This window comes from Undibacterium sp. JH2W, assembly GCF_049340425.1.
Taxonomy (GTDB): domain Bacteria; phylum Pseudomonadota; class Gammaproteobacteria; order Burkholderiales; family Burkholderiaceae_D; genus Undibacterium.
Genome location: NZ_JBMPOT010000092.1, coordinates 1 through 333, shown reverse-complemented (window position 1 = coordinate 333; position 333 = coordinate 1). Strand labels below are relative to the sequence as shown.

The 333-nt window shown below is 51.4% G+C and carries 1 protein-coding gene; it reads left to right on the top strand.

The features are described 5' to 3' along the window. Positions 1 to 333, top strand: a 333-nt coding sequence (locus tag ACO0LC_RS29260) for a hypothetical protein (protein WP_423009793.1), incomplete at both ends; no start/stop codon positions are given.

Here is a 333-nt window from a genome sequence, read left to right as displayed (position 1 = left end):
CCGGTACTTACCTGACAACAGAAAATGGTGTGAACCTGAATGCACAATCCACAGCAACAGCAGTGGCACGTGTAGTGACAGACACCATCAACCTGGGTGCAGGTAACGATACACTGGTGACTTACGGTGCACTCAACCTGGCTGGCGCAATATTGTCTGGTGTGGAAAACATTACAGCCAACTCTGCAATTGTCATTACAGCAAGTCAATACGCAGCCTTGATCGCAGCGCGTGCGGCACTGAACCTGTCTGGCCCTGTGTTGACTTTCTCTGGCGCAGGCCCGCATCAACTGACTATCGTTGATGACATCGCTGGTGCGAATAATATCGACC